This is a genomic window from Stenotrophomonas sp. P5_A8, assembly GCF_056400545.1.
This window is the reverse complement of the sequence record NZ_JBFULB010000034.1, coordinates 1-20,510: the sequence shown is the minus strand read 5'-3', so window position 1 is coordinate 20,510 and position 20,510 is coordinate 1. Positions and strand designations below refer to the sequence as shown.

Genomic DNA, 20,510 nt, shown 5'->3' with positions numbered 1-20,510 from the left:
CCACCGGTCGGCTCTACGCCTGCACGCGCTGGTAGGCATCCAGCACGGTGTCGCGCAAGACCGGTGGCAGGGTTTCATACGTTGCTGACAGATCATCGAACTGCAGGGACAGGTCCACGCCGATGCGTTGACCGGCCTGCACGGCCAGGATCACCAGCAGCGTGCACAGGACGAATTCGCGCTCGTGGCCGGGTTCGCAGCGGATCGCGCCGCGCTCGATCACTTCATACGGATACCAGAGCTGGTCGTCCTGCAGCCGCCCGGCCTGCGGGCCGACCACCTGCGCCAGGGCGGCGCGATGGCGCGGCTGTTCGTCGGCCTTCCCGAGCGCGGCGATCCAGTCCAGTTCGGCGGTGCTGGCCGTGCCGATCAGCGCGAAATGCGACTGTGCGTAGGTGAACTCATCCATGATCGCGCCGCAATGCCAGCGTAGGAGGCTCCAGCCTCGGTCGGCGCCCGTCAGTCGCGCGTGAACATCGGCTGGCCGATCCGGGGCGGTGCATCGCCTGCAGGGCTTGTGCCGGACCGGGGGCAATGCCATATCGTGGGGGAATGCCGCTGCCGCGGCCCCGTTGTCTGGAGATGCCTGTGACCCCCACCAACCCCCTGCTCGATTTTTCCGGCCTGCCGCGCTTCGACGCGATCCAGCCTGAGCACATCGCCCCGGCGATCGACGCGCTGTTGGCCGAGGCCGACGCCGCGGTGACAGCGGCCGAAACCGTCAGCCCGGTGACCTGGGCCAGCTTCGTGGTGCCGCTGGACGATGCCACCGAGCGCCTGTGGCGCGCCTGGGGCCAGGTTGGCCACCTGCAGGGCGTGGTGAACACCCCGGTGCTGCGCGAGGCCTACAACGCCAACCTGCCCAAGGTGACCCGCTTCGGCAGCGCGCTGGGCCAGAACCTGGCGTTGTTCCAGCAGTACCGCGCACTGGCTGCCGCACCGGAAGCGGCGCAGTACGATGACGCCCGACGCAAGGTGCTGGACAACGCCCTGCGCGACTTCCGCCTGGGCGGCGCCGAGCTGGATGACGCCGGCAAGGCGCGCTTCAGTGCGATCAAGGAAGAACTGTCGGCGCTGTCGGCGACGTTCTCGCAGAACGTGCTTGACGCGACCGATGCCTGGTCGCTGCACGTGGAAGATCCGGCCGAGCTGGCCGGGCTCCCCGACGATGTGATCGCCGCGGCACGTGCGGCAGCGGAGAAGGACGGTCTGTCCGGCTGGAAGTTGACCCTGCAGATGCCGTGTTACCTGCCGGTGCTGACCTATGCCACGCACCGCCCGCTGCGCGAGGCGCTGTACCGTGCCAACGCGCTACGCGCCTCCGAGTTCGGCGATGCCGCGTGGGACAACAGCGCCAACATCGACCGTGTGCTGGCCCTGCGTGCCGAACTGGCCGCGCTGCTGGGCTTTGCCAACTACGCCGAGTACTCCATCGCCACCAAGATGGCCGAAGACGCCGCGCAGGTGCTCGGCTTCCTGCGCGACCTGGCCGCGCGCGCCAAGCCGCATGCGCAGCGCGACCGCGCTGAACTGGACGCGTTCGCGCGCGACGAACTGGGCCTGCAGACGCTGGAGGCCTGGGACCTGGCGTTTGCCAGCGAGCAGCTCAAGCAGGCCCGCTACAGCTATTCCGAGCAGGAAGTGAAGCAGTACTTCACTGAGCCCAAGGTGCTCGCTGGACTGTTCGCCGTGATCGAAGGCTTGTACGGGCTGCAGGTGCAGCCGGACACGGCGCCGGTCTGGCATCCGGACGTGCGTTTCTTCCGCCTGGTCGATGCGCAGGGCGCGTTGGTGGGGCAGTTCTACCTGGACCTGTACGCACGCGAAGGCAAGCGCGGGGGCGCGTGGATGGACGATTGCCGCAACCGTCGCGATACCGCGGCCGGCGTGCAGACCCCGCTGGTGTACCTGGTGTGCAACTTCGGCAAGGGCGCCGAGGGCAAGCCGGCCACCTTCAGCCACGACGAAGTCACCACCCTGTTCCATGAAATGGGCCATGGGCTGCATCAACTGCTGACCCGCATCGGCGAGCTTGGCGTGGCCGGCATCAACGGTGTGGAATGGGATGCGGTGGAGCTGCCCAGCCAGTTCATGGAGAACTTCTGCTGGGAGTGGGAGCGGGTGCAGGGCATGACCGCGCACGTGGACAGCGGCCAGCCGCTGCCGCGCGCGCTGTTCGATCGCATGCTGGCTGCGCGCAACTTCCAGAGCGGCATGTTCACCGTGCGCCAGCTCGAATTCGCGCTGTTCGACATGCAACTGCACAGCAGCTTCGATCCGCTGCAGGACACCGTGCTGCAGCTGCTCGAGCGCGTGCGCGACGAAGTGGCGGTCAACCGCCCGCCGGCATGGAACCGCTTCCCGCATCAGTTCAGCCATATCTTCGCCGGCGGCTATGCGGCCGGGTACTACAGCTACAAGTGGGCCGAGGTGCTCAGCGCTGATGCGTATGCCGCGTTCGAGGAAGCGCCGGGCAACACCGCCGACACCGGCAGGCGCTTCCGCGACGAAGTGCTGTCACGCGGCGGCAGCCGCAGTGCGGCGGAAAACTTCGCCGCCTTCCGTGGGCGCGCGCCCCGCGTGGATGCGCTGCTGCGGCACAACGGCATGGCGGGGTAAACCGCCCGGCGGCGGCAGCGCATTCCGGAGGAAGGGGGCGTAGAGCCGAGCCATGCTCGGCTGACGCGCTGCAGACCCGGAACGAAGGGCAGCGACCGTGACGACGGGCAGGCACCGTGGCGAAGAGCAGGCGCCGTGACGAAGGGCAGCCACCGTGACGACAGGCAGGCACCGGGACGAAGAGCAGCCGAGCATGGCTCGGCTCTACCGGCCATGCGGGCCGTGCGGGCCGGTTTCATTCGGCGTAGATCATTTTCCGGGTCATGCCGCCATCCACCACGTGGTCCTGCCCGGTGATGAAGYCGGACAGGTCCGACAGCAGGAACACCGCCAGCGCGCCGATATCTTCCGGCTGGCCCACCCGCCCGACCGGGTGCTGTGCATGGTCGCGGCGCGACAGCGTCGGCGTGCGGCGGCGCGCCGGCCCCTGCCAGGCATCGGTGGTGATCCAGCCCGGGCTGATGCTGTTGACCCGCACGGCCGGGCCTTCGCTCAGCGCCAGCGCATGGGTGAACGCCACCAGCCCGCCCTTGGCGGCGGCATAGGCCTCGCTGTCCGCCTCGGACTGCCATGCACGGGTCGAGGCGATGTTGATGATCGCCCCGTCGTGTTCGCGCAGGGCCGGCAGCGCGTGCTTGCTGCACAGGAACGCGCCGTGCAGGCTGGACAGCCGGCGCTGCCATTCGGCCAGCGTCATTGCCGCCAGCGGCGTGCCATGCGCGCTGGCGATGCCGGCGTTGTTGACCAGCCCATCGATGCGGCCGAAGCGTTTGAGCGTCGCCTTCACCAGCGCCTGCACGCTGCGTTCGTTGGCCACGTCCGCGCGCTGGAAGGCCGCGCGTTCGGGCAATGCCCACTCCTTCAGGCAGGCCTTGCCGGCATCGGCATCGAGGTCGGCGATCATTACGCTGCCGCCGGCACCCAGTACCGCCTGCGCGATGCCGCGGCCCACGCCCTGCGCACCGCCGGTGACGATCACCACGCGATCGCGCAGCGGCTGCGGTGCCCACTCGGCAATGGCCGGGGTCAGTGGCACCGTGAGTTGTCCTTGCGCCCGAGCAGGCGCGTCCAGCCTTCCACGCCCAGCTTGTCCAGCGTTTCGATGTTGCGCTCCACGATCACGTCCGGGTCCGGGAACGCGGCCACGGCGCGCTCGACGCTGTCTTCGCGTAGCAGGTGCAGGGTCGGGTAGGGCGAACGGTTGGTGTAGTTGCTGACGTCATCGGTGGCCGCCCCGGCGAACTGGTACTGCGGGTGGAAACTGGCCACCTGCAGGATGCCCTGCAGGTCCAGCGCCTCGATCGCGGCATCGGCGTTGTCGAGGAAATCGTTGTACTCCAGGAAGTCGCCCAGCACGTGCGGATGCACGATCAGCGTGGTGTCGATCTGCTCGGCCGGGGTGTCGCGCAGCAGTACGAGTTCCTCGGCCAGTTCCTCCACCAGTGCCTCCGGGGTGGTGGCATCGCTGAGCACGAAACGCACCTGGTCCTTGACGTACACCGCCTTGGCGAACGGGCACAGGTTCAGCCCGATGACGATCTGCTCCAGCCAGGTGCGGGTTTCGGCGATGAAATCGGTGCCGTCCGGGGCGCTGCTGTCGGTGAAGCGGTCATCGTTCATGGCGGGCGGTATCGCGGGCTGGGCAGGCGATTGTAAGGCGCAGGACGGCACGGGCGCGTATCGGCGCGGACAGGGTACTGCTCGGCGACCGGCCCCCCACCGCATGCCTACTGTCCATTAACTGGACAGTGGGCATGCTGCAAAGTCCTTGTGCGGCAAGCACTTGTGCCGAATGCGGCCAGTGGCCAATAGGCAGCGCCGCCGTGCGGGTATTGAATGTCCGGGTGAACCAGAACGATAAAGGCGAGCAGACAATGACTGAAACATCCTCCTTCCTTCCCACGGATCTGTGGTCCGGCAAACTGTTCGACGGCACGTGGCAGACCGGCGCCGGCGTCCAGGACGTGATCGAACCGGCCACCGGCAACACCCTCGGGAAGATCGCCATGACCGACCCGGCCGGCATCGCCGCGGCCGCTGCCACCGCCGCCAAGGCGCAGCGCGAATGGGCCGCCGCCCCGTACGAGACGCGCGCCCAGGTACTTCGCCGCGCTGCGCAGTTGGCCGAGCAGTACAACGATGACATCGTGCAGTGGCTGGTCCGCGAAAGCGGCTCCACCCGGCTCAAGGCCGGCTCCGAAGCGAAGGTGAACACCAAGGCGCTGCACGAAGCGTCCGCGCTGCCCTCGCGCAGCATCGGCGAAGTGCTGCCCTCCGAACCCGGCCGCCTCAACCTGGCGCGGCGGCGTCCCCTCGGCGTGGTCGGGGTGATCGCACCGTTCAATTTCCCGCTGTACCTGGCCATGCGGGCGGTCGCGCCGGCGCTCGCGCTGGGCAATGCGGTGGTGCTCAAGCCCGATCCGCGGACCGCCGTGTGCGGCGGCTTCGTCATCGCGCGCCTGTTCGAGCTGGCCGGGTTGCCGGCCGGCCTGCTGCACGTGCTGCCCGGGGACGGCGCCGCCGGTGCCGCGCTCACCAGCGATCCCAACATCGCCATGATCCAGTTCACCGGTTCCACCGGTGCCGGGCGCAAGGTCGGCGAGGCGGCGGGCAAGCACCTGAAGAAAGTCTCGCTGGAACTGGGCGGGAAGAATTCGCTGATCATCCTGGACGACGCCGACCTCGACCTGGCCGTCGCCAACACCGCCTGGGGCGTGTACCTGCACCAAGGTCAGATCTGCATGGCCACCGGCCGCGTGCTGGTCCAGCGCAGCATCCATGCGCGCTTCCTGGAGAAACTGGTGGCCAAGGCTAGGTCGCTCAAGGTCGGTGATCCGGCGACGGGCGATGTGGCGATCGGTCCGCTGATCAACGCACAGCAGCGTGACCACGCCGCACGCATCGTCGCCCAGGCGCAGGCCGCCGGTGCCACCCTGGCCACGGGCGGTGGCTACAAGGACCTGTTCTTCGAACCGACGGTGCTCAGCGATGTGGGCCACGACAACCCGGCCTTCCGCGAAGAGATCTTCGCGCCGGTCGCGGTGGTGGTGCCGTTCGATACCGACGACGATGCCGTCGCGCTGGCCAACGACAGCGAGTACGGCCTGTCGATGGCGATCGTGTCGAGCAATGTCGGTCGCGCGCTCACGCTCGGCGAGCAGCTGCGTACCGGCCTGCTGCACATCAACGACCAGACCGTCAACGATGAGGTGATCAATCCGTTCGGTGGCGTCGGCGCGTCCGGCAACGGCACCAGCATCGGCGGTCCGTCGAACATCGACGAGTTCACCCAGTGGCAGTGGCTGACCGTCAAGGGCGAAGCGCCCGCCTACCCGATCTGAGAAGGAAACCGACATGACCGCAACAACCGAACTGCGCGACATCACCGTGGCCGTGGTGCGCGAGAAGGAACAGCCGTTCACCATCGAAAAGGCCCGCATCCGCGGCCCGCAGGACGACGAAGTGCTGGTGCGCGTGGTGGCCACCGGCCTGTGCCATACCGACCTGATCGTGCGCGACCAGTACTACCCGGTGCCGCTGCCTGCGGTGCTTGGCCATGAAGGCGCGGGTATCGTCGAAGCGCTTGGCCCGGGCGTGAAGGACCTCAAGGTCGGCGACCACGTCGTGCTGACCTACGGCGCCTGTGGCCACTGCAATCCCTGCAGCGGCGGCCACGGTGCGTACTGCAAGGATTTCTTCGGGCTCAACTTCGGCGGTGGCGCGCTGGATGGTTCCACCGCCATCCAGGATCCGGACGGCAACCCGCTGCACGATCATTTCTTCGCGCAGTCTTCCTTCGCCACCTATGCGCTGAGCCGCGAGAACAACGCCATCAAGGTGCCCGAGGATGCGCCGATCGAACTGCTTGGCCCGCTCGGCTGCGGCATCCAGACCGGTGCCGGCGCGGTGATCAACTCGCTCAAGGTCAGCGCCGGCAGCAGCTTCGCCAGCTTTGGTGCCGGTGCCGTCGGCCTGAGCGCGGTGATGGCCGCCCGCGTTGCCGGGGCGACCACCATCATCGCCATCGATGTGGTGCCGTCGCGATTGGCGCTGGCCAAGGAACTGGGCGCCACCCACGTGATCAACAGCCGCGAGGTGGATGTGGTTGACGCCGTGCGCGAGATCACCGGCGGCGGTGCCAACTTCGCGCTGGAATCCACCGGTCGCCCGGAGGTGCTGGCACAGGGCATCGAAGCGCTTGGCGGGCGCGGCGTGATCGGTGTGGTCGGTGCGCCGAAGCTGGGCACCAAGGCCGAGTTCGACGTCAACAACCTGCTGCTCGGCGGGCGCAGCATCCGTGGCATCGTCGAGGGCGACAGCGTGCCCAAGGTGTTCATCCCGCAGCTGGTGCAGCTGTACCAGCAGGGCCGCTTCCCGTTCGACAAGCTGGTCAGGTTCTATCCGCTGGACCAGRTCAACCAGGCGGCTGAAGACAGCACCCGCGGGGTGACCCTCAAGCCGATCCTGACCCTGGGCAAGTGAAACAATCCGTCGCGGACATGGGTATCCGCGACGGCACAGGCAGTCAGGTTGCCGGGTGTACGCTGTCAGTCCCCTGGGAGGTGACCGATGGCTGTGATGCAACGGGAACAGCAGCAGGTACTGGCTGCCGCGCGCCAGCGCTTCGCCGACGGCGGGGCGCTGGCCGAATCGTTGCTGGCGCCGTCGGTGCAGCGTTCCTGGGAGCGCTCACGGCTGGCCGGCGTGCAACCGTGGCAGGCGCCGCATTACGCGCCGCTGGCGACCTCCGGTCCGCGCCTGGAAGACCCGGCCGACCGCCGCCTGGCGCGTTGCGTCCGCGAGGACCTCGACCACCTCTGGGCCGCCTTCGGCGGACGCCAGTGGACCCTGTTCTGCGTCAATGCCGACGGCACGGTCGTGGCCCAGCGCGAGCATGGCCTGGCGGACGTGCCGGTGCTGCGCCCGATCCAGATAGGCAGACGCCTGCGCGAGATCGATATCGGCACCACCGCACCAGCATGCAGCCTCGCCGACGATGCGCCTGCACTGGTACGCGGCAACGAACACTACCTGGACCGCTTCGCCTCGGTGTTCTGCCTGAGCGTGCCGCTGCACGGACTGGACGGACAGGTCCTGGGCGCATTGGACATCACCGGCACCGGCGAACGCGATGCTGAACTGCTGCACGGCTATTTCCGCCAGGCCGCGCTGTCCACCGAAAACCGCCTCATGCGCGAACACCGGCCCTGCCACCTGTTGGCCGTGCAGCACGACGCGCGCTGGCTGCATTCTCCGTTGCAGGGCCTGCTGGCGGTGGAAGAAGACGGCCACATCCGTGCCGCCAACCGCGTCGCGCGGCGCCTGTTCGGCCTGCCCCGACGCGGCCCGCTGCCCCTGCTGACCCTCGATGCCCTGTTCGCTGGCGCCAGCGTGCACCAGCGCCGCCGCCTGCTGCAGGCGGGCCCTGCGTACCGTGTACGCCTTGCCGAAGACAGCGCCGTGCAGGTGCAGTACCTGCGTGGACCGCTTGCGGCACGCGCCGGGGTGGGGAGCGATGCATACGTCCGCGAGGTCGGTAGCCGTTCGTTGCGCGCGCTGACCACGCAAAGCGTGCGCGATGCCGTGGCCGCGCACCAGGGCAACGTCACCGCAGCGGCGCGCCAGCTGGGTATTTCGCGCACAACGCTCTACAAGCACCTGCGCGGATAGATGTGCGTGGTTGCCGGCCAGCTGCCGGCAATGCCAGCGGAGGATCCGCGTTCGATCAATCGCGGAAATTGTCGAACTGCAGCGGAACCTCGAAGGTCTCCTTCCTCAGCAGCGCCATCGCATCCTGCAGGTCGTCGCGCTTCTTGCCCGTCACCCGCAGCTTGTCGCCGTTGATCTGGCTGTCCACCTTCAGCTTGGCTTCCTTGATCTTCGCCGCGATCTTCTTGGCCACCTTCTGCTCGATGCCCTGCTTGACCGTGATCTTCTGCCGCGCACCGGCAAGATTGGATTCGATGTCACCAAACTCCAGGCACGCCGCGTCGATCTTCCGCGCGGTCAGCCGCTGGCGCAGGATGTCGGTCATCTGCTGCAGCTGGAAATCGCTCGGCGCGGACTGGGTGATCACGCTGTCTTCCAGCACGAACTCCGCCTCCACCCCCTTGAAATCGAAGCGCGTGGACAGCTCGCGGTTGGCCTGGTCGACCGCGTTGGTCAACTCGTGGGTGTCGACTTCGGAAACAACGTCAAAAGAGGGCATGGGCAAACTCCAGCGGATGAATGCCCACATTCTATCAAGCCACCATGGACGGCCCGGCCAAGGCGGCGATAATGGGCCATGAACACGCAGAAATCCCCCACCCGCGCCGTCGCCTGGATGCTCATCGCCGTCGCCTGCTTCTCGCTGATGGATGCGGGCATGAAGCAGCTCTCGGCCAGCTACCCCACCTTGCAGGTCACTTTCCTGCGCGGCGCCGCCTCGCTGCCATTCGTGCTGGTCTGGGTGCTGGCCACCGCCGGCCCGCGCTCGCTGGTGCCCCGGCGCTGGGCCCTGCACCTGCTGCGCGGCGTGCTCGGCATGGCGATGATCGGCTGCTTCGTCTACGCCCTGCGCAGCCTGCCGCTGTCCACCGCCTACACCATCTACTTCGTCGCCCCGCTGCTGATCGCCGCGCTCTCGGTGCCGCTGCTGGGCGAGCACGTGGGCCCGCGCCGCTGGATCGCCATCGGCATCGGCCTGGTCGGGGTGCTGGTGGTGCTGCGTCCGGGCATGGGCGGCTTCATCTCCATCCCCGGGCTGATGGTGTTGCTGGCCGCCACCGCCTACGCGGTCGCCGCGATCACCGTCAGCATGCTCACCCGCACCGACACCCCGCAGTCGATGGTGGTGTGGTTCCTGGTGATCATGGCCATCGGCGCCGGCCTGCTGGCCCTGCCGGACTGGCAGCCGTTGCAGCTCGGCCACGCCGCGCTGATCGCCGGCATGGGTCTGGCCGGGGCAGGGGGCCAGGTCGCCCTGACCCGCGCCTTCCAGCTCGGCGAGGCATCGATGATCGCTCCGCTGGAATACACCGGGCTGGTCTGGGTGATCGGCTGGGACCTGCTGTTCTGGGGCGCGCTGCCGGATGGGGCGACCTGGCTGGGCGCGGCGATCATCGTCGCCTCCGGCCTGTACCTGCTGCACCGCGAGCGCATCCGCCAGGTCCAGCCGCCCACACCGCTGGACCATCCCTGAGCCCGCGCGGGGCCCGCCCGGCCCCGATCACGCTGCCTTAGAACCAAACGGAATATCATTGCGCGCTGCCGCACGGGCCAGGGCCGTCCCGCGCTGGTAGGCTGCACGCCCCCTCCCGTCGATGCCCGGTTGACCGCGAAGTGATCGAGTTCCAGCGCCTGCACAAATCCTATGCCGTCGGCGGCCGCGCGATCGCCGCGCTGCAGCCGCTGGACCTGACCATCGAGGCCGGCGAAGTGTTCGGCATCATCGGCCATTCCGGTGCGGGCAAATCGACCCTGATCCGCCTGATCAACCGGCTCGAGGAACCCACCGGTGGGCGCCTGCTGATCAACGGCGAGGATGTCACCGCGCTCGACGCGGCCGGCCTGCGCGTGCTGAGGCGGAAGATCGGCATGATCTTCCAGCACTTCAACCTGCTGTCCTCGCGCACGGTGGCCTCCAATGTCGCCTTCCCGCTGGAACTGGCCGGTACCCCGCGCGCGGAAATCGACGCGCGCGTGGACGAATTGCTGCACACCGTCGGCCTGGAGGCGCACGCGGGCAAGTACCCCGCGCAGCTGTCGGGCGGCCAGAAGCAGCGCGTCGGCATCGCCCGCGCGCTGGCCACCCGTCCGCAGATCCTGCTGTGCGATGAGGCCACCAGCGCGCTGGACCCGCAGACCACCGCCTCGGTGCTCAAGCTGCTGGGCAGGATCAACCGCGAACTCGGCCTGACCATCGTGCTGATCACCCACGAGATGGACGTGATCCGCCGCGTCTGCGACCGCGTGGCCGTGCTCGATGCCGGCCACCTGGTCGAAACCGGCCCGGTCACCGACGTTTTCCTGCACCCGCAACATCCGACCACGCGGCGCTTCGTCAACGAGTCCGAACAGGTCGACGAAGGCGAGCTGCACAAGGACTTCCAGGCCGTGGCCGGGCGCATCGTGCGCCTGACCTTCCTGGGTGCGGACACTTACGAACCGCTGCTGGGCCGCATCGCGCGCGACACCGGCGTGGACTACAACATCCTGTCCGGCCGCATCGACCGGATCAAAGACACCCCGTATGGCCAGCTGACCGTGTCGCTGGTCGGGGGCGACGTGCAGGCCGCGCAGGCCGGTTTCGTCGCCGCCGGTGTCCACCTCGAGGAGCTGCGTCGATGATCCTGGCTGCTGCAGGCGGCTTCTTCCGCCATCTCGATGCGGGCAAGTGGGCCGATATCGGCCAGGCCACGCTGGATACCCTGCTGATGCTCGGCGGCTCGCTGCCGCTGACCCTGGTCATCGGCCTGCCGCTGGGCGTGCTGCTGTTCCTTACCGGCTCGCCGCAGCTGCATCGCAAACCGGTGCTGTACGGCGCGCTGGCGCTGTTGGTCAACCTGCTGCGCTCGGTGCCCTTCATCATCCTGATGATCGTGCTGATTCCGCTCACGCTGTGGATGATGGGTACCTCGCTGGGTGTGCGCGGGGCGATCGTGCCGCTGGTGATCGGTGCAGCGCCGTTCTATGCACGGCTGGTGGAAACCGCCCTGCGCGAAGTCGACCGTGGCGTCATCGAAGCCACCCAGGCGATGGGCGCCACCACCTGGCAGCTGGTCACCCGCGTATTGCTGCCCGAAGCGCGCCCCGGCCTGATCGCCGGCGCCACTGTTACCGTGATCGCGCTGATCGGCTTCACCGCGATGGGCGGTGCGATCGGCTCGGGCGGTCTGGGCGACCTGGCGTTCCGCGATGGCTACCAGCGCTCGCACACCGACGTGGCGCTGGTCACCGTGGTGCTGCTGCTGGTGCTGGTGCAGGCCCTGCAGATGCTGGGCGATTGGCTGGTGACGCGCTACAGCCGGAAGTGATTGGCAGGCACTTCAGGTCATGCCGGTTTGCGTGACCGCCATCTGTGTTATATTCCGTTTGGCGTAATACGCTGGGCGGAATGATCCAATCCTTCCGCTGCCGTCATACGCTCGCTCTGTTTGATGGGCGATGTCCTCGCCAGTTTCGCGGGTTCCAGTCACTGGCGGAGCGCAAGCTGCAGATCCTGGACGCGGCACAGACGCTGCAATTCCTGCGCAGCCCGCCCGGAAATCGGCTCGAAGCGCTTTGCGGCGATCGACGCGGACAGCACAGTATCCGCATCAATGCGCAGTGGCGGTTGTGTTTTGTCTGGACCGACAACGGTCCGCATGACGTCGAGATCGTCGATTACCACTGAGGTGCCACGCATGAGCCGACCCATCAACAAACTCAGGGCCGTCCACCCCGGCGAGATCCTCCGCGAGGAGTTCCTGCGGCCCTTGCAGCTGAGCATCACCGGGCTGGCGCGGGCACTGGATGTGCCGCCTACGCGTCTGCACGCGATCGTGCACGAAACCCGCGGCGTCACGGCCGACACCGCAGTACGGCTGGCACGTCACTTTGGTGGCGATGCCGCCTCGTGGTTGGCCCTGCAGGCCGAATACGACCTCAAGACGCTCCCCACCCGCCGGGAAATCGAGAGCAGGGTGCAGCCACGCCAGGCGGCGTGACCACCGGCATCAGCGGACGTTCGGGACCTCATAGCCCAGCCGGTCCACCTGCTCGGGGTGCTGCGGCACGCGCTTGAGCTTGTCGGTATTGACCCCGTACTCGTCGCGCAGGCGGGTGGCCAGTTCCTTGTACAGGTCCTTGTCCATGTCCGGCTTGCGCGCGAAGATCCAGGCCATCTCGCGGCCCGGGTAGCCGAGCATCGCCCATGAGTAGTCCGGAGCCACTTCCAGCACGCGGGTATGGGTCGGCACGACCTTGTAGAACCAGGTACGCCAGTTGTGGTTGCCGCTGTCCTCGTCCACCGAGGCACGCACGGTCAGCTGCTGCTGCGGTTCGGAGAAGCCGTTGCGGTAGCGGTAGGTGATGCTCACCTTCTGGTCGCCACGCAGGCTGAATTCGTTGACGCTGGCCACGTGGCCGCGTTCGACCGGATTGGGAACACGGCCGATCACATACCAGGTGCCCATGAACCGCTGCAGGTCGATCGGAGCGCCTGTCGATTCGCTGGCCACCGGTGCCGGGGTCGGCTTGGCCTCGTGGCGGAAGGCGCAGGCGGACAGCAGCGACAGCGTCGACAGCAACAGGACAGCGCGAAGCGGGCGGTTCAGAGACATGCGGCAGGAGGCTCCAGTGGCTGGCAGGGGCATGGTGGGTGGGACGACGGAGAACGTCAATGGTGGCGTTCACACTGGCCCTCCATGCGGCGGCGACAGGTCGCAGCCAGTGAGATGGTGGCACGGCAAGGTGACGCATCACTTTCGCACGGAGTCGTGTCATGCCCTTGTCGTCTTCGCGTCGTCAACCACGTTCACACGGTCCCTCGCGCACCGCCAGCGCGCCCGATCCGCAGGTGCTGCGCTGGGTCCGGCAACTCGCCCTGGCGGGACTGGCCCTGGTCCTGGTGTGGCCGGCCGCCCGCGGCAGCAGTGTCTGGCTGGGCTGGTTGCCGCTGTGGCTGGTCGGCATGCCGTTGCTGGCCTGGTGGAGCCTGTACCGGTTCCGGCTGCCGCAGCTTCTGCTACGCCGCCGCAGCACGCGCCGTCGCGGCCCACAGGCCCGCCGCCGCACCCGCGTGGCGCCGCGTACCGCGCGCCCTGACCTTCGACACGGGAGCGCCGGCCAGACCGTGTGATAGCGTCCGGGGCTTATGACTGCCTGGAGCTTCAATGTCCAACATCGCTTCGGCCTGCCTGATGGCAGGCCTGATCACGGCCGGTACGGTGGGTACCGCCATGGCCGCTGAGACCCCCGCCGACCCTTACGCGTGGCTGGAAGACGTCACCGGCGACAAGTCGCTGGACTGGGTCAAGCAGCAGAACGCCAAATCCGAAGGCCGCCTGGCCCAGACCCCGGCGTTCAAGCAGATGGAAGCCAGCATCCGCGAGGTGCTCGATTCGGACGCCAAGATCCCCGGCGTGCAGAAGATCGGCGACTACTACTACAACTTCTGGAAGGACAAGCAGCACGAGCGCGGCCTGTGGCGCCGCACCACGCTGGCCGAATACCGCAAGGCGTCGCCTACCTGGGAAACCGTGCTCGATCTGGACGCGCTGAACAAGGCCGAAGGCGAAAACTGGGTCTGGCACGGTGCCGACTGCCTGCGCCCGGATTACTCGCGCTGCCTGATCGCGCTGTCGCGCGGCGGCGCCGATGCCGATGTCACCCGTGAGTTCAACCTCGCCGACAAGACCTGGATCAAGGACGGTTTCTTCCGCCCCGAATCCAAGGGCGGCCTGAACTGGATCGATCGCGACACCGTGTTCGTCTATACCGATTTCGGTGACGGCACGATGACCACCTCCGGCTACCCGCGCGTGGCCAAGCTGTGGAAGCGCGGCACCCCGATGGCCTCGGCCAGCATGGTTTACGAAGGCAAGCCCGATGACATGTACATCGCGGCGATGCACGACGACACCCCCGGCTATGAGCGCAACCTGGTCAGCCGCACGCTGGCCTTCTACAACAACGAGATCTACCTGTGCGGCAACGATGGCACGCTCACCAGGATCGATGCGCCGAACTCGGCAGAGAAAGGCCTGCGCAAGCAATGGCTGACCCTGGAACTGCGCGAACCGTGGACCGTGGGCGGCAAGACCTATACCGCCGGTTCCCTGCTGGTGACCAAGCTGGATGATTTCATCGCCGGCAAGCGCGCGTTCGAGGTGCTGTTCGCCCCGACCGCGACGACGTCGCTGGCCGGCACCAGCTGGACGAAGAATCACCTGGTGCTCAACGTGCTCGACGACGTCAAGAGCCGCCTGAGCGTGCTGACCCCGACCGAGAATGGCTGGAAGAAGAGCGACTTCACCGGCGCGCCGACGTTCGGCACCGTGGCCGTCGGTGCGGTCGATGCCGACGACAGCGACGCGGTATGGATGACCGTCACCGACTACCTGACCCCGACCACCCTGGCGCTGGCCGAGATCGGCAAGCAGCCGGAAGTGCTCAAGACCATGCCGGCGTTCTTCAATGCCGACGGCAAGGTGATCGAGCAGCACTTCGCCACCAGCAAAGACGGCACCCGCGTGCCGTACTTCGTGGTGCATGCCAAGGAAATGAAGCTGGACGGTTCCAACCCGACCCTGCTGTACGGCTACGGTGGCTTCGAGATTTCGCTGACGCCGTCGTATTCGGGCGGCATGGGCCGTGCGTGGCTGGAGAAGGGCGGTGTGTACGTGGTGGCCAACATCCGTGGCGGCGGCGAGTACGGCCCGCGCTGGCACCAGGCGGCACTGAAGCAGAACCGCCACAAGGCCTATGAAGACATGGCCGCGGTCGCACGCGACCTGGTCAGCCGCAAGATCACCTCGGCCAAACACCTGGGCGTGCAGGGCGGCAGCAACGGTGGCCTGCTCACCGGCAACATGCTCACCCAGTACCCCGAGCTGTTCGGGGCGGTGGTGGTGCAGGTGCCGCTGCTGGACATGAAGCGCTACAGCCACCTGCTGGCGGGCGCGTCGTGGATGGCCGAGTACGGCAATCCGGATACGGCCGACTGGGACTTCATCAAGACCTTCTCGCCGTACCACCTGTTCGATCCGAACAAGACCTACCCGCCGGTGCTGTTCACCACCTCCACCCGCGATGACCGGGTGCATCCGGGCCATGCCCGCAAGATGGCGGCCAAGATGATCGCGGCCGGCAAGGATGTGACCTACTACGAGAACATCGAGGGCGGTCACGGCGGTGCGGCGAACAATGCGCAGGCCGCGCATATGTCGGCATTGGCCTATAGCTTCCTGTGGGAGCAGTTGCGGTAGAGTCGAGCGTTGCTCGACTGGTACCGTTGAGCGTTGCTCGACTGCTGGGATGGCCCATCGGCCCGGTAGCCGCAGAGAATAGCCGAACGCATCTTCGGTCCGACTCCGGGTGGTGGGGCGTCGTGTTGGCCTCACCCCAGTTTCAACGCCACGCAGCAATGCGTGGCGTTTTTTTTGGGTTTTTCTTTCGCCTGCGGCGGGCTTTCAAGTGCGGAAGGCAACTGCAGGATCAAMGTCAACTTCATTTTCAACCGCCGCGGGTGTGCGCCTTCGCTGGCTTGGGCGGGTGCGCAACCAAGAAGCAGGGAAGCGAAGAGCGGTGAAGCCGGCGATGCCTTGTGCTGGCGCTTTCGCGTTGTGCCATGGCCACCGACCAGTTGTCTGGGGGTGGGGGTGTGTGGATTCGCGGGACCGTCGTACGCCATGGATGGCGTACGCGAGCCTCCACGGATGGATTTACGGCGTGTCCCGCGAAYCCACACRYCCCCGCCCAGCTCGACCGTTCGCCGCCTTTGCGGCTTTTGCGCCTTTTCAGCCTTTTCAGCCTTTTCAGCTTTTTCAGCTTTTTCAGCTTTTGCAGCTTTTAAAGCTTCTAAAACACCACCGCATCACCGCACCCACGTCTCCAACCCACGCCGGATACGCGCCACCGCCTCTTCCAACCGCGGCACCTCCTGCGTGTAGGCCAACCGCACGTGCTCGTTGGCGCGGTAGTGCCCGAAATCCAGGCCCGGGGTAAACGCCACGTGCTGGGTTTCCAGGAAGTGCGTGCAGAACGCCTGCGCGTCATCGGTGAACGCGCTCACGTCGCAGTACAGGTAAAACGCCCCTTCCGGCTCCACCTCGATACGGAAGCCAAGCGCGCGCAGTGCCGGCAGCAGGTAATCGCGACGCTCGCGGAAGGCCGCGCGGCGTTGCTCGAAAATCGCGATCGTCTCCGGCGCGAAACAGGCCAGCGCCGCGTGCTGGGCAATGCTTGACGCACTGATGTACAGATTCTGCGCCAGCTTCTCCAGGTCCGGCACCGCCTGCGGTGGTGCCACCAGCCAACCCAGGCGCCAGCCCGTCATCCCGTAGTACTTGGAAAAACTGTTGAGCACGAACGCCTCGTCGTCCACCTGCAGCACGCTCGCCGCGTCCATCCCGTACGTCAGGCCGTGGTAGATCTCGTCCACCACCAGGTGCCCGCCGCGGGCCTTCAACGCCTGCGACAGCCCGCCCAGCTGCTGCGCCGACAACAGCGTCCCGGTCGGGTTGGCCGGCGAGGCCACCAGCGCGCCGACGCTGTCGGCGTTCCAGTGGTGCTCGACCAGTTCCGGGGTCAGCTGGTAAGCCGTCTTCGGACCCACCGGCACCAGCTGCGCCGCGCCTTCCACCAGGCGCAGGAAGTGCCGGTTGCAGGGATAGCCTGGATCGGCCAGCAGCCAGTGCCTGCCCGGGTCCACCAGCAGGCTGCTGGCCAGCAGCAGCGCGCCCGAGCCACCGGGGGTGACCAGGATGCGCTCCGGGTCGATCCGCACCTGGTAGCGGTCGTGGTAGAAGCCGGCGATGGCCTGGCGCAGGGCCGGCAGGCCGCGCGCGGCGGTGTAGCGGGTGTGGCCGGCGGCCAGCGCGGCCTGGCCGGCCTGGACGATCGGCGCGGCCGTGGTGAAGTCCGGCTCGCCGATCTCCAGGTGGATGACATCGTGGCCGGCCTGTTCCAGCGCCTGCGCGCGGGCCAGCAGCGACATCACATGGAAGGGCTCGATTTCCTGGCTGCGGCGGCTGTAGCCGGCCGTGATCGTGGAGGTGCTCATCTGGCGCATTCTAGGGGCAGTGGCGACCGCCCTGCTTGCCGCTGCCCCACCGGCCGCCCAGACTGGGCGAACACGGACGCCATTGCATTCCCCCGCCAGGAGCCTTATCTCGTGAAACCCGCCCTTTGCTTATTGGTTGCCAGCCTGATGACCTCCACCGTGCATGCCGCCCCCGCGCTGACCCCACCCGACGCCGAGAAGCATCCGCACACGGTCAAGGCGCCGTTCGGGGCCACCCGCAACGACGACTATTACTGGCTGCGCGACGACAAGCGCGAAGCGCCGAAGATGCTGGCCTACCTGAATGCGGAAAATGCGTACACCGACCAGGTGATGGCGCCGCTCAAGCCGCTCGAAGACACGCTTTACAAAGAGATCGTCGCGCGCATCAAGCAGGACGATGCCAGCGTGCCCGCGCGTGATCGCGGCTACTGGTATTACACCCGCTTCGAAACCGGCAAGGACTACCCGATCCAGGCGCGGCGCAAGGGCAGCATGGACGCGCCGGAAGAGATCCTGCTGGACATCAACGTGATGGCCGAGGGCAAGAACTACTTCGATGTCGGCGATGCCGATGTCAGCCAGGACAACCAGCTGCTGGCCTGGGCCGAAGACGACGTCGGCCGCCGCCAGTACGTGATCCGCTTCAAGGACCTGCGCACCGGCCAGGTGCTGCCGGACCGCATCGAGAACGTCTCCCCGAACGTGGTCTGGGCCGATGACAACCGCACCCTGTTCTACGTCGAGAACGACCCGGAAACCCTGCTCACCGTACGGGTGAAGAAGCACGTGCTGGGCACGCCGACCAGCAGCGACGTGTTGGTCTACGAAGAGAAGGACGACAGCTTCTACATGGGCGTGGGCCGCACCCGCGACGATAAGTACCTCACCATCGAACTGCACAGCACGGTCAGCTCGGAAACACGCTACGCACCGGCCGCCGATCCACAGGCATTCACGCTGTTGGCCGCGCGTGCGCGCGACGTCGAATACGATGCCGACCACTTCAACGGTCGCTGGGTGATCCGTACCAACGATGCCGATGCGAAGAACTTCAAGATCGTGACCGCGCCGAGCAATGCCACCTCGCGCAAGCAGTGGACCGACTGGGTCGCGCACGATGATGCGGTGCTGGTCGAAGGCTTCGAGCTGTTCGACGGCTTCAGCGCGATCGCCGAGCGCTCCAATGGCCTGGAGCGGATCCGCCTGCTGTACCCGGACGGTCGCCAGGACTACGTCAAGGCCGACGAACCGGCCTACTCGATGGGCCTGGCCGCCAATCCCGAGCCGGACAGCCCGTGGCTGCGCTACGCCTACAACTCGCTCACCACCCCGACCACCACCTTCGAACTCAACACCGTCACCGGCGAGCGTCGCCAGCTCAAGCAGCAGCCGGTGATCGGCTACGACCCGTCGCAGTACACCACCGAGCGGGTCTGGGTGACCGCGCGTGATGGCGTCAAGGTGCCGGTGTCGCTGGTGTATCGCAACGGGTTCAAGAAGGACGGCAGCGCCGCGCTGTACCAGTACGCCTATGGCAGCTACGGCATGTCGATGGACCCCGGTTTCAACCAGAGCGTGGTCAGCCTGCTCGACCGCGGCGTGGTCTACGCCATCGCGCATATCCGCGGTGGCGAGGAAATGGGCCGCGCGTGGTACGAGGAGGGCAAGCTGCTCAAGAAGCAGAACACCTTCAACGACTTCGTCGATGTCACCCGCGAACTGGTCCGCCTGGGCTATGCGTCCWAGGACCGCGTGGCGGCCTCCGGCGGCAGCGCCGGCGGCCTGCTGATGGGCGCGGTGGCCAACCAGGCCCCGCAGGATTACCGGGTGATGGTCGCGCAGGTGCCGTTCGTGGACGTGGTCACCACCATGCTCGATGCCAGCATCCCGCTGACCACCAACGAATACGACGAGTGGGGCAACCCGGAGCAGCGCGAGTACTACGACTACATGCTCACCTATTCGCCCTACGACAACGTCAGGAAGCAGGCCTATCCGGCGCTGTTCGTCGGCACCGGCCTGTGGGATTCGCAGGTGCAGTACTGGGAGCCGGCCAAGTGGGTGGCCAAGCTGCGCGATGACAACACCGGTACCCATCCGATCGTGTTCCGCACGAACATGGAGGCCGGCCACGGCGGCAAGTCCGGGCGTTTCCAGCGTTACCACGAGCTGGCCGAATCGTATGCGTTCGTGCTCGACCAGCTCGGGGTGACCCAAACCCGGTAAGCCCGGCGGCTGGCCGGCAACCCGGTCCGCCGACGGCCCCGCGTCGTCGGCGGCGCGTATGGCGCGGACCATCGCCGTTGCCGTCCGGCCTCGCTATGCTGCATGCATGACCCTGCCTGAGCGCCCCGATGTTCCCGATGCACCGGCCCCGCGGCCGGTGGTGCGGTTCCGCTGGGCGTGGTGGTTGCTGGCCTATGCCAGTCTGGGCACCGGCATCGTCGGCATCTTCGTGCCGGGGTTGCCCACCACGGTCTTCATCCTGATCTCGGCCTGGGCCGCCTCGCGCGGCTCCGAGCGCCTGCACACCTGGCTGTTGCAGCACCCACGCTTCGGCCCGGCCATCGTCAACTGGCAGGCCCATGGTGCGGTCAGCCGCTACGCCAAATGGATGGCCACCCTGACCATGACCGCGTGCGCGGGCATCATGCTGTGGTGCGTGCCGATCGCCTGGGTGAAATGGCTGTCCATCGGCAGCATGACCGTGGTGGCAATCTGGCTCTGGAGCCGACCGCTACCCCCCACCGACCGGTAGTGCTGGCCGCTGGCCGGCAACCCAGGACCCCGTCAGGGCACGCATCGTAGCCGGACATCGGCCGACACCCCGCCTGGCCACGTTCATCGAATCGATACCCTCGGCCAAAGAGGGCGCGGCTATACTCGGGGCATGAGCATCCCCCATCGCAACCGAATCCTGATTCCGTTGGCAGCGGCCTCGCTGCTTCTCCTTGCCGCCTGCGGCAACAAGGGCCCGCTGGTGCTGCCGCAGAAGCCGGTGCCGGTGGAAGAAGTGGCCGAGCCGGCCACTGATGAAACCACGCCCCCGGCCGATGACAGCAACACGCCGCCGGTGGTGCCCGATCCGGTCGATGCACCGCTGAAGTCCGAAGACGGGAATGAATAAGGCCGCGTCCACGGC

Annotated in this window: 20 protein-coding genes; 14 read left to right on the top strand and 6 right to left on the bottom strand. The window is 67.1% G+C overall.

Annotated elements, in window-relative coordinates:
* Nucleotides 1-13: 13 nt before the first annotated feature.
* Nucleotides 14-409 (bottom strand): hypothetical protein, encoded by a 396-nt coding sequence (locus AC1DQP_RS04435; protein WP_457319552.1) that lies wholly within the window; start codon nt 407-409, stop codon nt 14-16.
* A gap of 173 nt (nt 410-582) precedes the next feature.
* Here AC1DQP_RS04435 and AC1DQP_RS04430 point away from each other — a divergent pair, with 173 nt between their 5' ends.
* On the top strand, nt 583-2,619 hold the full coding sequence (locus AC1DQP_RS04430) for a M3 family metallopeptidase (protein ID WP_457319551.1): 2,037 nt from the start codon (nt 583-585) through the stop codon (nt 2,617-2,619).
* 235 nt (nt 2,620-2,854) lie between these two features.
* Here the strand turns inward: AC1DQP_RS04430 and AC1DQP_RS04425 are convergent, their stop codons facing one another.
* Both AC1DQP_RS04425 and AC1DQP_RS04420 read right to left on the bottom strand, forming a co-directional pair.
* Complete coding sequence (locus AC1DQP_RS04425; protein ID WP_478051167.1) at nt 2,855-3,655, bottom strand: SDR family oxidoreductase; 801 nt, start codon at nt 3,653-3,655, stop codon at nt 2,855-2,857.
* A complete protein-coding gene (locus AC1DQP_RS04420; protein ID WP_478051166.1) occupies nt 3,646-4,239 on the bottom strand; it encodes a DUF1415 domain-containing protein in 594 nt (197 codons plus the stop codon). The genes AC1DQP_RS04425 and AC1DQP_RS04420 overlap by 10 nt, the downstream gene beginning before the upstream one ends.
* Nucleotides 4,240-4,493: 254 nt before the next feature.
* Between AC1DQP_RS04420 and AC1DQP_RS04415 the strand changes: the two genes are divergently transcribed.
* The 3 genes from AC1DQP_RS04415 to AC1DQP_RS04405 all read left to right on the top strand — a co-directional run bounded on the left by AC1DQP_RS04415 (nt 4,494) and on the right by AC1DQP_RS04405 (nt 8,289).
* Nucleotides 4,494-5,960: a benzaldehyde dehydrogenase gene (locus AC1DQP_RS04415; RefSeq protein ID WP_457318781.1), complete on the top strand. Its 1,467-nt coding sequence runs from the start codon at nt 4,494-4,496 to the stop codon at nt 5,958-5,960.
* Between the two features lie 13 nt (nt 5,961-5,973).
* Nucleotides 5,974-7,101: an NAD(P)-dependent alcohol dehydrogenase gene (locus AC1DQP_RS04410; protein ID WP_478051165.1), complete on the top strand. Its 1,128-nt coding sequence runs from the start codon at nt 5,974-5,976 to the stop codon at nt 7,099-7,101.
* Between the two features lie 87 nt (nt 7,102-7,188).
* On the top strand, nt 7,189-8,289 hold the full coding sequence (locus AC1DQP_RS04405) for a helix-turn-helix domain-containing protein (RefSeq protein ID WP_478051164.1): 1,101 nt from the start codon (nt 7,189-7,191) through the stop codon (nt 8,287-8,289).
* 55 nt (nt 8,290-8,344) lie between these two features.
* Here AC1DQP_RS04405 and AC1DQP_RS04400 read toward each other — a convergent pair whose 3' ends face one another.
* A complete protein-coding gene (locus AC1DQP_RS04400) occupies nt 8,345-8,827 on the bottom strand; it encodes a YajQ family cyclic di-GMP-binding protein (RefSeq protein WP_256776930.1) in 483 nt (160 codons plus the stop codon).
* Between the two features lie 78 nt (nt 8,828-8,905).
* Between AC1DQP_RS04400 and AC1DQP_RS04395 the strand changes: the two genes are divergently transcribed.
* From AC1DQP_RS04395 to AC1DQP_RS04375, 5 genes are all read left to right on the top strand, one after another.
* Complete coding sequence (locus AC1DQP_RS04395) at nt 8,906-9,802, top strand: DMT family transporter (RefSeq protein WP_457318776.1); 897 nt, start codon at nt 8,906-8,908, stop codon at nt 9,800-9,802.
* Between the two features lie 140 nt (nt 9,803-9,942).
* Nucleotides 9,943-10,950, top strand: a complete 1,008-nt coding sequence (locus AC1DQP_RS04390) for an ATP-binding cassette domain-containing protein (RefSeq protein WP_256776932.1) — start codon at nt 9,943-9,945, stop codon at nt 10,948-10,950.
* The gene (locus tag AC1DQP_RS04385; RefSeq protein ID WP_256776933.1) at nt 10,947-11,636 is read left to right on the top strand and encodes a methionine ABC transporter permease; all 690 of its coding nucleotides are present in this window, start codon (nt 10,947-10,949) and stop codon (nt 11,634-11,636) included. Before AC1DQP_RS04390 ends, AC1DQP_RS04385 begins: the two co-directional genes overlap by 4 nt.
* An 80-nt stretch (nt 11,637-11,716) precedes the next feature.
* Nucleotides 11,717-11,995 (top strand): type II toxin-antitoxin system RelE/ParE family toxin, encoded by a 279-nt coding sequence (locus AC1DQP_RS04380; protein ID WP_457318774.1) that lies wholly within the window; start codon nt 11,717-11,719, stop codon nt 11,993-11,995.
* A gap of 10 nt (nt 11,996-12,005) precedes the next feature.
* Nucleotides 12,006-12,308 carry a HigA family addiction module antitoxin gene (locus AC1DQP_RS04375; protein WP_256776934.1) on the top strand — a complete coding sequence of 101 codons (303 nt, stop codon included), beginning with the start codon at nt 12,006-12,008 and terminating at the stop codon, nt 12,306-12,308.
* A 9-nt stretch (nt 12,309-12,317) separates the two neighbouring features.
* Here the strand turns inward: AC1DQP_RS04375 and AC1DQP_RS04370 are convergent, their stop codons facing one another.
* Nucleotides 12,318-12,923 carry a lipocalin family protein gene (locus AC1DQP_RS04370; protein ID WP_256776935.1) on the bottom strand — a complete coding sequence of 202 codons (606 nt, stop codon included), beginning with the start codon at nt 12,921-12,923 and terminating at the stop codon, nt 12,318-12,320.
* Nucleotides 12,924-13,084: 161 nt separating this feature from the next.
* Here AC1DQP_RS04370 and AC1DQP_RS04365 point away from each other — a divergent pair, with 161 nt between their 5' ends.
* Together AC1DQP_RS04365 and AC1DQP_RS04360 are read left to right on the top strand one after the other, a co-directional pair.
* A complete protein-coding gene (locus AC1DQP_RS04365) occupies nt 13,085-13,441 on the top strand; it encodes a hypothetical protein (protein WP_457318772.1) in 357 nt (118 codons plus the stop codon).
* A gap of 34 nt (nt 13,442-13,475) precedes the next feature.
* Nucleotides 13,476-15,569: a prolyl oligopeptidase family serine peptidase gene (locus AC1DQP_RS04360; protein WP_457318771.1), complete on the top strand. Its 2,094-nt coding sequence runs from the start codon at nt 13,476-13,478 to the stop codon at nt 15,567-15,569.
* 608 nt (nt 15,570-16,177) lie between these two features.
* On the opposite strand, the gene AC1DQP_RS04355 is transcribed toward AC1DQP_RS04360, so the two are convergent.
* The gene (locus tag AC1DQP_RS04355; protein WP_478051163.1) at nt 16,178-17,365 is read right to left on the bottom strand and encodes a pyridoxal phosphate-dependent aminotransferase; all 1,188 of its coding nucleotides are present in this window, start codon (nt 17,363-17,365) and stop codon (nt 16,178-16,180) included.
* Between the two features lie 111 nt (nt 17,366-17,476).
* Between AC1DQP_RS04355 and AC1DQP_RS04350 the strand changes: the two genes are divergently transcribed.
* From AC1DQP_RS04350 to lptM, 3 genes are all read left to right on the top strand, one after another.
* Nucleotides 17,477-19,594 carry a S9 family peptidase gene (locus AC1DQP_RS04350; RefSeq protein WP_478051162.1) on the top strand — a complete coding sequence of 706 codons (2,118 nt, stop codon included), beginning with the start codon at nt 17,477-17,479 and terminating at the stop codon, nt 19,592-19,594.
* A gap of 106 nt (nt 19,595-19,700) precedes the next feature.
* Entirely contained in the window at nt 19,701-20,126 is a 426-nt protein-coding gene (locus tag AC1DQP_RS04345) for a YbaN family protein (protein ID WP_457320597.1), read from the top strand.
* 132 nt (nt 20,127-20,258) lie between these two features.
* The gene (lptM, locus tag AC1DQP_RS04340; RefSeq protein ID WP_256776941.1) at nt 20,259-20,495 is read left to right on the top strand and encodes an LPS translocon maturation chaperone LptM; all 237 of its coding nucleotides are present in this window, start codon (nt 20,259-20,261) and stop codon (nt 20,493-20,495) included.
* Nucleotides 20,496-20,510 lie beyond the last annotated feature (15 nt).